A 12,839-nucleotide genomic window follows, 5' to 3' on the forward strand; every position below is an offset into this window, starting at 1 on the left:
CGCGGCGCGCGTGTTCAATCTGAGGAGGAAGTCAGCGCGGCGCGGCGGAGCGGTCGCGTACAGGCGCGATCGTGTTGCTCGGAACCGTGGTGGTGCTGGGAGCGACACCCAGTTCGGCGAGCGGTTCGCTCGGGGCGGTGGCCGCCGCCTGGGCATCGTTGGTCAACGACAGATTGGCGACGAGATCGGATTGCACCGTGTCCGCAAGGTCGGCAGGCGTATCGCTGCTCGCCGAACTGAAGATGACGCTTGCCACGCCGATGAGCAGCAACACGAGCGCGAGCCCGGTCATCGCAACCTTGACGCGCTGCACGGTCTGGCCTGAATCGTCGGTCGTCTTCATGCCGGGACGAGGCATAGCCCCGCCCGGCTCGGTTGTCGATGCGCGGATATTATGCCCTTATGTGGAAGCGGCACCGGCCCGCTCCCCCACCCGGCCACCCAATGCGATTATCCTATGAGTGGTGGGGTGGAGGAGCGGGCCGGTGCCGCCATGCGCCGAAAGGCGCATCAAACGGCACTCTCAGCGCGCCGCCAGCCATGCGGGGACGGGAAGCCCCTTCGCCTCCAGCCACTCACGATTGTAGAGCGTCGAGAGATAGCGGAACCCGGTGTCGCACAGGATCGTCGCGATCCGCTTGCCCGGCCCCAGCGCCTTGGCGAGCCGGATCGCGCCGGCGACGTTGATCCCCGACGACAACCCCAGGCATAGCCCTTCCTCAGCGAGCAGGCGGCGGACCCAGGTGAGCCCCTCCTCATCCGAAATCCGGAACTGCGTGTCGATCGGCGCGCCTTCGAGGTTGGCGGTGATCCGCCCCTGTCCGATGCCTTCCGCAACCGAATTGCCTTCCGACTTCAATTCGCCGCAGGCATAATATTCGTAGAGCGCGGCGCCATAGGGGTCGCTGAGCGCGATGGTGACGCTCTCGTCCTTCGCCTTCAGCCCCAGCCCCACGCCTGCCAGCGTGCCGCCGGTGCCCACCGCGCAAGTGAAGCCGTCGATCTTGCCTTCCATCTGCGTCCAGATTTCCTCGGCGGTGCCGTGGATATGGGCGCGGCGGTTGGCGATGTTGTCGAACTGGTTGGCCCAGATCGCATTGTGCGTTTCCTCGGCGATCCGGCGCGAGGTGTGCACGAAATGGCCGGGGTTCGAATAGGGCGCGGCGGGCACGAGCACGAGTTCGGCGCCGAGCGCCCTCAGCGTGTCCATCTTCTCGCGGCTTTGCGTCTCGGGCATGACGATGATCGTCTTGTACCCCTTGGCGTTGGCGACCAGCGCGAGCCCGATCCCGGTATTGCCCGCAGTGCCCTCGACGATCGTGCCGCCGGGCGCGAGTTGCCCCTTCGCCTCGGCGTCCTCGACGATGAACAGCGCGGCGCGATCCTTCACCGATGCGCCGGGGTTCACGAATTCGCATTTGCCGTAGATGTCGCACCCGCTTTCCTCGCTCGGCCCCTTGAGCCGGACCAGGGGAGTATTGCCGATGAGGGCGAGCGTGTCGGAAGTCGTCTGCATGGCGCTCAGATACGCTCGTCCCCCGCCCGACGACAACCAATCATCGCTTGGCCCTTCGCAAGCTGGACACGCTGTGCTCGACCACAAGCGCCCCGCGTCGGTAGAAGGCACGGCACGATCGGCACCGCCGCAACGGAGACGCGCGCTTGATCCATCTATCGGTCGCCATCGCGCGGTTCATCGAAACCCTGCTCTGGGCGCTGCTTCGCGCGAGTCTCTCGCTCGCGGGTCTGGCGCTGCTCGGCATCGCCCTGTTGGGTCTCGGTTACATGCTCGTCCGGTATGCACTGAAGCGGTCTCGCGGGAAGTGAAGTTCGAGGCAAACGGCATGCAAACCATCCCAGCGTCCGTTTTCCCGGCGCAACGTCGCTAATACCCTTGACGAACCGGGTTTCATAAGCGAAGCACCGCGCCGCTATGAACACCCTATCCTTTACCGCCGCGGCGGCCGCGATCCTCGTGCTCGCGGGCTGTCAGCAAAAAGCCGAAACTGTCACCACCACCGCTCCCGATCCGATGGCGGCCGAACTCGCCAACGCCGCGCCGGTGGAACTGCCGCCGTCGATGAAGGCGTCGGTCGCGTTTCGCTGCAAGGACAACAGCCTTGCCTTTGTCGACTTCTTCTCGGGCGACAAGCTGGCCAATCTGCGGACCAAGAAGGATAGCGAGATCATCCGCCTGACCGCGGAGAATGCGGGCGATCCGCTGACGGGCGATGGCGGCTACAAGCTGACCGGCGATCAGAATGCGATCACGCTCACCACACCCGCAGGCGGCACCCAGACCTGCAAGCACTGAGACGCTCCAACTCGATCGAGCGCAAAAGGGGCCGGCATCGCTGGCCCCTTTTTGCATCAGCGACTACCCTGCCGGGGCCGGCCGTGGCACATTCGCGCCACCGATGACCGCCTTCGCGACTCCCTGATCATGGCAACGCTCGATCCGCACCTGGTCCTCGGCGCCTATGCGACCGGCGTGTTCCCGATGGCCGACAGCCGCGATGCCGGCAGCGTCTTCTGGGTCGAGCCGCGCCGGCGGGCGATCCTGCCGCTCGAACGGTTCCGCGTGTCCCGGTCGTTGCGCAAGACGATCGCGGCGGATCGGTTCCGCGTCACCGCCGACGCCGCCTTCGCCGATATCCTGGCGCTATGTGCCGAATCGGTCCCGAACCGCCCCGATACGTGGATCAACCCCGCGATCGAGCGCGTGTTCATCGAACTGCATCACAGGGGCTTCGCGCATTCGATCGAATGCTGGTCGGGCGACCGGCTCGTCGGCGGGCTCTACGGCCTCGCGCTCGGCCGCGCCTTTTTCGGTGAGAGCATGGTGAGCCGGGAGACCAACGCCTCGAAGGTCGCGCTCGCCTGGCTGGTCGCGCGTCTCCGTTGCGGCGGGTTCACGCTGCTCGATTGCCAGTTCCAGACCGATCATCTCGCATCGCTGGGCACGATCGAAATCCCGCGCGACGATTATCTCGCGCGATTGGCCTCGGCGCTGGGCGAGGTCGAGGGGTCGGGGGTTGCGGACGGTGTTGGTGTCGGCGCGGGCGTGGGCGCGGCGGTATCGCCTGTGGCCTCATCGTCCGCATCGGCCGATTTCTTCGCGCTCGACGCCGCCGTCCCCAGCGATCCGACCGCCACCGTCTCGGGGCCGGTATCGGGCCGCGACATCTTGCAGCTCTTGGTCCACACGTCATAGATCGGGTGCTGGACGACGTTGAGCCCCGGCCGTTCCTTGAACAGCCAGCCCGAGAAGACGCGCCGCCAGCTCTGATCGAGCTGCCGCACGTCGAGCTGGACGAACGCACCGGTATAATGCGCCTGCTCCCACGGCGCGGTTTCCTCGCACGCGCGCAGCCGCACGATCACGTCGCCCACCCGCACCGCCTGGCCCGGTTTGAGCGTGATGTCGCGGCTTTCGCCGTTGCGCTTGTTGAGCAGCCCCAGCACCGCGACTCGCTGCGCCATCGGGGTTGCGCCGGCTTCGCTGACCGCGGTGCGCGGGGTATCGATCGTGACGATATCGGATGCCGCCTCGGTGCCCTGCTCGACCGCGGAGGTCGGCGTGGCCGATGGCGACGGCGTCGCGCCGGGCGAGCGCATCGCCTCGATCCCCTGCCACGCCCCCACGCCGAGCGCGATTGCGAGCGCCGCCCCGCCGAGGAGCCGCAGCCGCGACATTATTCGGGAACCCAGGCTTCGTAGTCGCCGGTGGCCGCGGCACGGCGCCCGCCCTTTTCGAGCGCGCCGGGCGGCCGGTAGGCGAGCGCGGTGCCGGTCATGTTGGGGGTGGCGGGCTTTTCCCACCGCCGCACCTGGGGAAGCGCGCGATCGGGCACGTCGTCGATCTGGTGGTGCAGCCACGAAAACCACTCGGGCGGCACCCGGCTGGCATCGTTCGCGCCCTTGTAGATCACCCAGCGGCGCGGCAGACCGTTCACGTCCTTGCCGCCTTCGTAATAGACGTTGCCCAGCGCGTCCTCGCCGGTCTTGCGCTTCCCGCGCAAGCCCATCCAGGTGCCGAAGGTGGAGCCTTCCCACCAGGTAAAGGTCGATTTGAGCAGTCCCATGATCGAGCGCTTACCGCGTGGCGCGAGCCCGGGCAACACTCGTTCGGCAGACCGTTCGCACCCGGCTCAGCCGTTCGCGCCCGGCCAGGTCACGGCGTCGTCCTCACCGATCCCGAGTTCGGCGGCGCGCCCGCCGCGAAGTTCGAGCACCGCCCCCACCGGCTCGCCCGACAGGATGGGGTCGGTCGAATAAGGCGTCGTGTTCTCGGCGATCCGCGCGATCGTATGGTCGGGGCGGATATAGATGATATCGAGCGGGCTCGGCGTGTTCTTCATCCAGAAGCTCGCGGCGCGGGGCGGACCGCCATCGGCGGGATAGGGCCAGAACAGCATACCGCCATCCTTGGGGATGTCGGTGCGGAACATCAGCCCCCGCTCCTGCTCGGCCGGCGTCTTCGCGACCTCGACCGCGAAGCGATGGGCGCCGGTCGTCGCACTGGTGATCGTGACGGGCACCGTCTTGGCGGCCACGATGTCGTTGGCGGCGGCGCCGGTCGCATTGCCGCCGGTGCAGGCGGCGGGGACGGCCATTGCCGCCGCGACGAGCGCCACGATGATACGCGAAGTCATGCTGCCTAACCCTCTCTTGCGACGGCTTCGACCGCGACCGCGAGCGGCCCCTTGTCGGCGTCGACAACGCGCGCGCGGAGCAACTGATCCGGCTCGATGTCGATAATGTCGGCGCGGCGCAAGGTCTCGATATGGACGAAGATATCGGTCGCCCCGCCCTCACGCACCAGGAAGCCGTATCCTTTCAGCCGATTGAACCATTTCACCCGGACCGGTTCGAACGCCCCCGCGGCATCTGCCAGCGCCTCGATATCGGCATGCCCGCCCCGCGGGCGCGGCGCGGGCTCGATCGCGTCGCTGAGGTCGATCGAGACGATCTCGCGCGCCTGCAAGCCGCGATCGCGCTGGACGGCGATACATTCCACGCGCGCGCCTTCGGGAAGGCTGCGGCGGCCGTGCGGCTGGAGCACGGTGAAATGGATCAGAATATCGCCCACGCCGGGCTCGTCGGCGACGACGAAGCCGAAGCCCCGCGTCACGTCGAACCATTTGAGCGTGCCGTGATAGGCGCGCTCACCGGCCTCCGAATCGACGATCTCACTTGCCTGATCCGGTGCGCGCGGCATCGGCTGCGGACTCACACTCATCACGAATTCCCCCAACTCACGCCCTTTATCACAAGAAAGCGCCAAGTCGAAAAGGTTGAACTCTTGTTTACGGCCCTTGTTTACGATTGTGTCGATTCGGGGCGTTCGGGCTCCTCACCGGGCGCCATCGCGACGATCCGGCGCGCGAGCGCGAAATCGTGGCCGCCGCGCAGCATCGCCGCCAAGTGCTTTTCGCGGGTGGGGCGATCGGGCAGCGACGGCGCAAACGGGCCGATTCGCCGCCGCCGGGCAAAGGCGAGCGCTGCATCGAGCGCACCCGATTCGACCACCGCCGCTGCCGCCCCGGCATCCTCCTCGGCCACGCCCGCCACGCGCAGCGCCGCCGCCACGCGCCGCCCGCCCAATCCGCGGCGGGTCATCGATCGCGCGCGCGCTTCCGCGAAGGCGCGATCGTCGACATAGCCGAGCGCCGCCATGCGACTCGCGACCTCGCCGGGCTCGACGTGCGCGCCCGCCCACCCCCGTTCGCGGATCTTGCGCGCGAGATACGCCGCCAGCTTGGCGCGGGTGGTCGCGAATCGCTCGACATACCGCAGCGCGAGTCGGTCGAGCGCGGCGGCGTCGAGCGGCTTCAGGGAACGTCTTGGGCCGGGCATGACGCCATCATTGTGCCACAGTCGCAACGGAATTTGAACGTCAGCGCGGGGCAGAGCGATCATGGCCGCGGCGTGCGGTCGACGTTTTCGAGACACCGGTTCCGATGCACTGGTTTCGATACACTGCGCGACGATGAGGGACGCGAAGGGAATGATGGCCAACGAACTCGAGCGGACCACCGCTGCCGATCCGGCAGCGCCGCTTGCCACACCGACCGAGGACGGCCTGCCGCGGCGCTGGGCCGACTTCGCGACGCTCGGCGAGGCGCTCGACTATGCCGCCACGGGTGCCCGCGGTTTCAATTTCCACGATCCGCGCGGGGCGTTGCTGCGCGCCTATCCGTTCGCCGAGATGCGCCGCGATGCGCTCGACTGCGCCTATCGCCTGATCGCGCGCGGGATCGCCCCGGGAGACCGGATTGCCCTCGTCGCCGAAACCGGCCCCGAATTCGCCGCCCTGTTCTTCGGCGCGGTCTATGCCGGCGCCTGGCCGGTGCCGCTGCCCTTGCCGACGTCGTTCGGCGGCAAGGAATCGTATGTCGAGCAGTTGCGCGTCCAGCTCGCGAGCTGCGATCCCGGCCTTCTCGTCTTTCCGCCCGAACTCGCCGAGATGGCGATCGATGCGGCCCGCCTCGCCGATGTCGAGGGCGTGGATTGGGATAGCCTCGCAGCGCACGCGGCACCCGAGGCGCCGCTGCCGTCCGCGACCAGCGACGACATCGCCTATCTGCAATATTCGAGCGGCTCGACCCGCTTTCCGCACGGGGTGATCATTACCCACCGGGCACTGCTCAACAATCTCGCCGCGCACGCCAACGGGATGGAGCTGATCGATACCGACCGCTGCGTGTCATGGCTGCCCTGGTATCATGACATGGGGCTGGTCGGCTGCTTCCTCTCGCCGGTCGCCAACCAGGTGTCGGTCGATTACCTCAAGACCGAGGATTTCGCGCGGCGCCCGCTTGCCTGGCTCGATCTCATCACCCGCACGACCAGGGCCGGCTACACGACGATCAGCTATTCGCCGACGTTCGGTTACGATATCTGCGCGCGCCGCATGTCGAGCCAGACCAAGGCGTCCGAGCGGTTCGATCTGTCGGGCTGGCGCCTCGCGGGCAACGGCGCAGACATGATCCGGCCCGACGTGATGCAGAGCTTCGTCGACGCCTTCGCCGACGCCGGTTTCCAGGCATCGGCCTTCCTGCCGAGCTACGGCCTCGCCGAAGCGACGCTGGCGGTATCGATCATGCCGCCGGGCGAAGGCATCCGCGTCGAGCTGGTCGAGGAGACGCAGCTTTCGGGCGTGGAGGCCGGCCAGGATCGGCCGCAGCGATTCCGCGCGATCGTCAATTGCGGCCGCCCGGTCAAGGACATGACCGTCGAAGTCCGCGAGGAAGACGGCACCCCGCTTCCAGACGGCGCGATCGGCAAGATCTGGTGCACGGGGCCATCGCTGATGACCGGTTATTTCCGCGATTCCGACGCCACCGACGCCTGCATGACCGACGGCTGGCTCGATACCGGCGACATGGGCTATCTGTCGGGCGGCTACGTCTACATCGTCGGCCGCGCCAAGGACATGATCATCGTCAACGGCCGCAACCATTGGCCGCAGGACATCGAATGGGCGGTCGAGCAGCTTCCCGGCTTCAAGGCCGGCGACATCGCCGCCTTCGCGATCACCACCCCCGGCGGCGAGGAAACCCCCGCCGTGCTCGTCCAGTGCCGCACGTCCGACGATACGGAGCGCCAGCGGCTGCGCGAGGAGATCCGCGAGCGTGTCCGCTCGGTGACGGGGATGAATTGCGTGATCGAACTGGTGCCGCCGCGCACGCTGCCGCGCACCAGCTCGGGCAAGCTCAGCCGCACCAAGGCGCGCAACCTGTACCTGACGGGCGAGATCAAACCTTACGCGATCGCCGCCTGAGCGATTTTTGAAGCGGCACCGGCCCGTCCCCCCGCCCGGCCACCCATAGCGTATCCTGACTGGGAGGTCGGGGGAGCGGGCCGGTGCCGCAATACGCCCAAAGGCGCATTACCAAACACCCTCTAAACCTTCCGCTAACCCGAAGCGCGTATTCCCGCGCGGGTGAGCAGTCAGACTTCAGAATTCGCAATGCCGCGGATCGATATCCGCGCGCTGCTGGGCCTGTACGATCCGGAGGATTCGACGGATTGGGGGCCGATTCGCGCCGCGCAGCTCAATGCCGGCGCGCACCTCGCGTTGTTCCTGCTCGGCGTCAACGTCGTCAGCGCGGCACTGGTGACGCTGCTCGCCCGGCAACTCGCCCCCGGCTGGCTGCTCGCGGGATGGGCGGGGCTCGTCACGCTCGTGAGCACGGCCGTCGCCTTGCGCCGGCTCGCCGCGCGGCACCGTACCGCGACGACGGCAAGCGTCCGCGACGTGCGCGATACGATGCTCGAAGGCATCGGGCTCGCCGCCATCTGGTCGGTGATCCCGCTCGTGATCGGGCCACAGGCCACGGTCGGCGCGGCGCTCGGGCTCTGGGTCCTGATTTCGCTCCTGATGACGGCCTCGGCCGTCGCCCTCGCCGGGCTGCCGCTCGCGACACTCGCGTTTCTGGGGTTTCTGGGCACCACCGTCACGGCGATGCTCGCGATCGTCAGCGGCCCGCTGCTCGCGATGGGAGCGGCCCTGTTCACCATCCTCCTCATGCTGAGCTGCCTGACGCGTGGCCGGGCGCTAGTGGTGATTCGTGCCGGCGAGATCGCGCTGGCCGAACGCGACGAGACCGTGCGGCTGCTACTGCGCGATTTCGAGGATCAGGGCGCCGACTGGTTGTGGGAAACCGACGCGGCGCGGCGTATCGTTCGCGCCAGTCCGCGCTTCTGCCACGCCGTGGGGCTCGATCCGATCAGGATCAACGGCATGTCGTTCCTCCAGATTCTCGCGGGCTCGACCTGGGAGCAGGGCAATTTCTCGGCCGGTCTGCGCAGCCTTTCGGACAAGCTCAAGCAGCGCGAGGCTTTTCGCGATCTGTTGCTGCCGGTCGAAGTTCACGGCGAGCATCGCTGGTGGGAAATGACCGCAAGCCCCCGCCTCGACGAAGAAGGGCGTTTCATCGGCTTCCGCGGCGTCGGCTCCGATGTCACCGAACGGCGGGCGTCGACCGATCGCATCAACCGGATGGCGCGGTTCGACACCCTCACCGGCCTGCCCAACCGGTTGCACATCAACGAAACGCTCGCCAAGGCCATGAGTGAGGCCGAGAAATGGGGCTCTCGCTGCGCCTTCATGATGATCGATCTCGATCGCTTCAAGGCCGTCAATGACACCTTGGGTCATCCGATCGGCGACCGGCTGCTGCGCCGCGTTTCGGAACGTCTCAGCCAGTTGATGAGCGACAATGAGATGTGCGGCCGGCTCGGCGGCGACGAGTTCGCGATCGTGATGCGCGAAGCCGGCGACACCGACCGCATCGAGAAACTCGCGATCGCCATCATCGAAACGCTGTCGCGGCCCTACGAAGTCGATCAGAACACGCTCTACATCGGTGCCTCGGTCGGCGTCGCGATCGGCCCGCGCGACGGGCGAACCGCGGAAATGCTGATCCGCTCGGCCGATCTCGCGCTCTATCGCACCAAGGACGGCGGCGGCGCCGGCTTCCACATCTACGAGCCGCAACTCCATCTCCAGGCCGAGGAGCGGCGCGTGCTCGAAATGGCGCTGCGCAAGGCGCTGCAAAATGACGAGATGCATCTCCAATATCAGCCGGTGGTCGATTCGGAGACCGGCGGCTTGACCGGCTTCGAAGCCTTGCTGCGCTGGACCCACCCCGAATTCGGGGTCGTCCCGCCCGACAAATTCGTCCCCCTCGCCGAGGAAGCCCGGCTGATCGCGCCGATCGGCGAATGGGTGTTGCGCACCGCCTGCGACGAAGCGGCACGATGGCCGCCGGACGTGCGGGTGGCAGTAAACGTCTCCGCCGAACAACTCCACAACCCGCACTTCGTGACGACCGTCGCGCAGGCGCTATCGCAAAGCGAACTTCCCCCCGAACGGCTCGAACTCGAAGTGACCGAGAGCGTGTTCCTGCACGAAGGCACCTGCGCGACGACGGTGCTCGAGCGCCTGCTCGATCTCGGCGTGCGGCTGAGCCTCGACGATTTCGGGACGGGCTATTCGTCGCTCGCCTATCTCTCGCGCACCCGCTTTTCGACGATCAAGATCGACCGCACTTTCGTGCAAGGCGCCTCCAAGGGCAAACAGGAAGCGATCGCCATCATCCGCGCGGTCGTCGCGCTGGCGCAGAGCCTCGGCATGGCGACCACGGCCGAGGGGGTGGAAACCACCGAGGAGCACGAAATGATCCAGGATCTCGGCTGCACGAAGGTCCAGGGCTATTATTTCGGCCGCCCGCTTCCAGTCGAGGAGGCGCGCGCGCTGGCATGCCGCCCCTTCGACAATTCATCCACCGTCGCCGCCTGACCTGCACAGCATATTGCCCCCGCCGGAAAGGGCGGCTAGGGGCGGGGTGTAGGGGCGTAGCTCAGTTGGTTAGAGCGTCGGTCTCCAAAACCGAAGGCCCTCGGTTCGAATCCGAGCGCCCCTGCCACCCGTCTTTTCAAGGCTGTCGCCCGGCAAGCCTTGTCTTTCGGAACATCCAGCGCTATCTCGCGGCCACTTTTTCCGACATCGCGGACAGGGCCGCCGGTTGACCATCACCGGGCACCGGGCCATGTCCCTTTTTCGGTTTCATTGGAAGAGCAACGCACGTGGCGAAAACGACCCCGATCGAGTTCATCCGGCAGGTTCAGGCCGAGACTAGGAAAGTGGTGTGGCCCGACCGCCGCCAGACGGTGATGACCGCGGTGATGGTCATCATCATGACGTCGATGCTCGCGCTTTTCTTCCTCGGCATCGATTCGATCTTCGACGCGCTCGTCAAGGCGCTGCTGTCGCTCGCCGGCTGACCTCAAAAGAGACAAGGGACAAGGGACACGAGCATGTCGCGCTGGTACATCATCCACGCTTATTCCGGCTTCGAGGGCAAGGTCCGCGATGCGATCATGGCCGAGGCCGAACGCATGGGGCTCGATCAGCTCGTCGAGCAGATCGAAGTGCCGACCGAAACCGTGACCGAGGCGCGCCGCGGCAAGAAGGTGCAGGTCGAGCGCAAGTTCATGCCCGGCTATGTGCTCGCCAGGCTGAACATGACCGACGACGTGTACCACCTCGTCAAGAACACGCCCAAGGTGACGGGCTTCCTGGGATCGAGCGGCAAGCCGCAGCCGATCAGCGACAAGGAAGCCGCGCGGATGCTCAATTCGAAGGAAGAGGCCGCCGCCGCGCCCAAGACGCAGATCAAGGTCGATTACGAGATCGGCGACGCGGTGAAGGTACTCGAAGGCCCGTTCGCGAGCTTCAACGGCACCGTCGAGGAACTCGATTTCGACAAGGCCAAGGTCAAGGTGAGCGTGAGCATCTTCGGCCGCGCGACCCCGGTGGAATTGGATTTCGAGCAAGTCGAGCGCTCCAAATAACGCGGAGCGAGGCGGCTAGCGGCACGCTAATCGTCGGTCGCGCAGCGACGCGAACGCCCGGCCGGCGGGTCGTGAAGCGATCCCGCCCGACGACGCGGGATTTGCCCCCTGCGTCGAGCACGGCCAAGTGCTCGAAAACGGCAAGTGTTGCCGCACCGCGGCGGATGCGCTATGGGCGCCGGCTTCCAACGCATCAGCAGTGGAAAACCCTGCGGGAGGGCGCTTCATGCGTTCGTTCGTACCGCTAAACTTGAGAGACGGGCGGGGTGCGGTTACGCGCCCGGCCCCAACAAGAGAGTGACATGGCAAAGAAGATTACCGGTTATATCAAGCTACAGGTGCCCGCCGGCGCCGCCAATCCGTCGCCGCCGATCGGCCCTGCTCTGGGTCAGCGCGGCGTGAACATCATGGAATTCTGCAAGGCGTTCAACGCCGCGACCGGCGATCTTGAAAAGAACGCGCCGATCCCGACGGTGATCACCGTCTATGCGGATCGCAGCTTCTCGTTCACCACCAAGACGCCGCCGGCGACCTTCCTGATCAAGAAGGCGGCGAACCTCAAAAAGGGATCGAAGGAGCCGGGCAAGGTGGCCGCGGGCAAGATCAAGCGCTCGGCGCTGACGGCGATCGCCGAAACCAAGATGAAAGACCTGAACGCCAACGATCTCGACGCGGCGACCCGCATCATCGAAGGCAGCGCCCGCGCGATGGGCCTCGACGTGGTGGAGGGCTGAGATCATGGCCAAGCTGACCAAGAAGCAGAAGACCTGGGCGATCGACGGCGACAAGCTCCACGGTGTCGACGAGGCGATCAAGCTCGCCAAGGACAATGCCACCGCGAAGTTCGACGAGACGATCGAGATCGCGCTCAACCTGGGCGTCGATCCGCGTCATGCCGATCAGATGGTGCGCGGCGTCGTCACGCTGCCCAAGGGCACCGGCAAGACCGTGCGCGTCGGCGTGTTCGCCAAGGGCGCCAAGGCCGATGAAGCCCGCGAGGCAGGTGCGGATGTCGTCGGGGCCGAGGATCTGATGGAGACGATCCAGGGCGGGACGATCGATTTCGACCGCTGCATCGCGACCCCGGACATGATGGGCGTCGTCGGGCGGCTCGGCAAGGTGCTCGGCCCCAAGGGGCTGATGCCGAACCCGAAGCTCGGCACGGTGACGATGGACGTCGCCGCCGCCGTGAAGGCGGCCAAGGGTGGCCAGGTGGAATATCGCGTCGAGAAGGCGGGGATCATCCATTCGGGCATCGGCAAGGCGAGCTTCGCGGCGGAAGATCTGCGCGCGAACTTCGACGCACTGGTCGACGCGGTGGTCAAGGCCAAGCCGACCGGCGCCAAGGGCAAGTACGTCAAGAAGGTCGCGATCAGCTCCTCGATGGGGCCGGGGATCAAGATCGATACGGCGGAAGTCGCGGGCGCCTGAGCCGAAGCGAGGCGCGCAGCGCTAGCTGCACGCCGGTCCGCCCT

At 66.6% G+C, this 12,839-nt stretch carries 15 protein-coding genes, 1 tRNA gene and 1 pseudogene; 10 read left to right on the top strand and 7 right to left on the bottom strand.

The features are described from left to right. Window positions 1-31: 31 nt before the first annotated feature. Window positions 32-358, bottom strand: a complete 327-nt coding sequence (locus DFR49_RS08025; RefSeq protein WP_245968291.1) for a hypothetical protein — start codon at window positions 356-358, stop codon at window positions 32-34. 165 nt (window positions 359-523) lie between these two features. Next, window positions 524-1,516: a cysteine synthase A gene (locus tag DFR49_RS08030; RefSeq protein WP_119035087.1), complete on the bottom strand. Its 993-nt coding sequence runs from the start codon at window positions 1,514-1,516 to the stop codon at window positions 524-526. A gap of 146 nt (window positions 1,517-1,662) precedes the next feature. Here DFR49_RS08030 and DFR49_RS21945 point away from each other — a divergent pair, with 146 nt between their 5' ends. The 3 genes from DFR49_RS21945 (at window position 1,663) to aat (ending at window position 3,214) form a co-directional block, all read left to right on the top strand. Then, on the top strand, window positions 1,663-1,827 hold the full coding sequence (locus DFR49_RS21945) for a hypothetical protein (RefSeq protein WP_170150960.1): 165 nt from the start codon (window positions 1,663-1,665) through the stop codon (window positions 1,825-1,827). A 106-nt stretch (window positions 1,828-1,933) separates the two neighbouring features. Continuing rightward, window positions 1,934-2,314 carry a hypothetical protein gene (locus tag DFR49_RS08035; RefSeq protein ID WP_119035088.1) on the top strand — a complete coding sequence of 127 codons (381 nt, stop codon included), beginning with the start codon at window positions 1,934-1,936 and terminating at the stop codon, window positions 2,312-2,314. A gap of 129 nt (window positions 2,315-2,443) precedes the next feature. Next, the gene (aat, locus tag DFR49_RS08040; RefSeq protein WP_119035089.1) at window positions 2,444-3,214 is read left to right on the top strand and encodes a leucyl/phenylalanyl-tRNA--protein transferase; all 771 of its coding nucleotides are present in this window, start codon (window positions 2,444-2,446) and stop codon (window positions 3,212-3,214) included. Window positions 3,215-3,249: 35 nt separating this feature from the next. Here aat and DFR49_RS22450 read toward each other — a convergent pair. From DFR49_RS22450 to DFR49_RS08065, 5 genes and pseudogenes are all read right to left on the bottom strand, one after another. Then, window positions 3,250-3,696, bottom strand: a pseudogene (locus tag DFR49_RS22450) (DUF2155 domain-containing protein); the annotation flags it as partial. Next, a complete protein-coding gene (locus tag DFR49_RS08050; protein WP_119035090.1) occupies window positions 3,696-4,085 on the bottom strand; it encodes an NADH:ubiquinone oxidoreductase subunit NDUFA12 in 390 nt (129 codons plus the stop codon). The gene DFR49_RS08050 and the pseudogene DFR49_RS22450, both read right to left, overlap by 1 nt. A 66-nt stretch (window positions 4,086-4,151) precedes the next feature. Beyond that, entirely contained in the window at window positions 4,152-4,655 is a 504-nt protein-coding gene (locus DFR49_RS08055; protein WP_245968292.1) for a DUF192 domain-containing protein, read from the bottom strand. 5 nt (window positions 4,656-4,660) lie between these two features. Then, a complete protein-coding gene (locus DFR49_RS08060) occupies window positions 4,661-5,242 on the bottom strand; it encodes a cold-shock protein (RefSeq protein ID WP_119035358.1) in 582 nt (193 codons plus the stop codon). Window positions 5,243-5,322: 80 nt separating this feature from the next. Then, the gene (locus DFR49_RS08065) at window positions 5,323-5,859 is read right to left on the bottom strand and encodes a RecX family transcriptional regulator (protein ID WP_119035359.1); all 537 of its coding nucleotides are present in this window, start codon (window positions 5,857-5,859) and stop codon (window positions 5,323-5,325) included. Window positions 5,860-6,013: 154 nt separating this feature from the next. On the opposite strand from DFR49_RS08065, the gene DFR49_RS08070 reads away from it, so the two are divergent. From DFR49_RS08070 to rplA, 7 genes are all read left to right on the top strand, one after another. Next, on the top strand, window positions 6,014-7,786 hold the full coding sequence (locus tag DFR49_RS08070) for a fatty acyl-AMP ligase (protein WP_119035360.1): 1,773 nt from the start codon (window positions 6,014-6,016) through the stop codon (window positions 7,784-7,786). Between the two features lie 189 nt (window positions 7,787-7,975). Further along, window positions 7,976-10,309 carry a putative bifunctional diguanylate cyclase/phosphodiesterase gene (locus tag DFR49_RS08075; RefSeq protein ID WP_119035091.1) on the top strand — a complete coding sequence of 778 codons (2,334 nt, stop codon included), beginning with the start codon at window positions 7,976-7,978 and terminating at the stop codon, window positions 10,307-10,309. Between the two features lie 50 nt (window positions 10,310-10,359). Then, window positions 10,360-10,436: transfer RNA gene (locus DFR49_RS08080), tRNA-Trp, on the top strand. A gap of 160 nt (window positions 10,437-10,596) precedes the next feature. After that, on the top strand, window positions 10,597-10,794 hold the full coding sequence (secE, locus tag DFR49_RS08085) for a preprotein translocase subunit SecE (protein ID WP_119035092.1): 198 nt from the start codon (window positions 10,597-10,599) through the stop codon (window positions 10,792-10,794). Between the two features lie 33 nt (window positions 10,795-10,827). Further along, window positions 10,828-11,364: a transcription termination/antitermination protein NusG gene (gene nusG / locus DFR49_RS08090; protein ID WP_119035093.1), complete on the top strand. Its 537-nt coding sequence runs from the start codon at window positions 10,828-10,830 to the stop codon at window positions 11,362-11,364. A gap of 302 nt (window positions 11,365-11,666) precedes the next feature. Then, window positions 11,667-12,098: a 50S ribosomal protein L11 gene (gene rplK, locus DFR49_RS08095; protein ID WP_119035094.1), complete on the top strand. Its 432-nt coding sequence runs from the start codon at window positions 11,667-11,669 to the stop codon at window positions 12,096-12,098. Window positions 12,099-12,102: 4 nt separating this feature from the next. Beyond that, complete coding sequence (rplA, locus tag DFR49_RS08100) at window positions 12,103-12,795, top strand: 50S ribosomal protein L1 (RefSeq protein WP_119035095.1); 693 nt, start codon at window positions 12,103-12,105, stop codon at window positions 12,793-12,795. Window positions 12,796-12,839 lie beyond the last annotated feature (44 nt).

The sequence above is a fragment of the Hephaestia caeni genome, from assembly GCF_003550065.1.
GTDB lineage: Bacteria > Pseudomonadota > Alphaproteobacteria > Sphingomonadales > Sphingomonadaceae > Sphingomonas > Sphingomonas caeni_A.